Source organism: Vibrio sp. HI00D65 (genome assembly GCF_001635455.1).
In the GTDB taxonomy this organism is placed as follows: domain Bacteria; phylum Pseudomonadota; class Gammaproteobacteria; order Enterobacterales; family Vibrionaceae; genus Vibrio.
On record NZ_LWEH01000447.1, the window covers coordinates 1 to 323 of the forward strand.

A 323-nucleotide genomic window follows, 5' to 3' on the forward strand; every position below is an offset into this window, starting at 1 on the left:
GGTTTTGTCTTCCTGAAATCATTTAGCCTGTCTATGCTTTCATTCATACAGGTAAAAAAGATGACAACTTATGACTACATTGCAAAGTTCATTCGATCAACTTATCCGCACGAGAGAACGCGGGGATTGCTGGCTCGGATTTTCTATATGACACCAGCGCAAAGAGTGCAAAGGCTCAATGAAATATTTGACACTAACAAGTTTTGGGAGGATACACGAGAGAGTCATACTCGAATGACTCAACGAGAAAAGTCCAATGATACTGCGAAAATAAATGAATAAACGTAAACTAGAATTATACGAGGACCTGTTTCAAAAAATGG

At 38.7% G+C, this 323-nt stretch carries 1 protein-coding gene; it reads left to right on the forward strand.

Annotated features, from left to right (window positions below; translation table 11 throughout):
• On the forward strand, positions 1 to 282 hold a 282-nt coding region (locus A3712_RS28475), incomplete at its 5' end, for a hypothetical protein (RefSeq protein WP_231891863.1).
• Between the last annotated feature and the right edge of the window lie 41 nt (positions 283 to 323).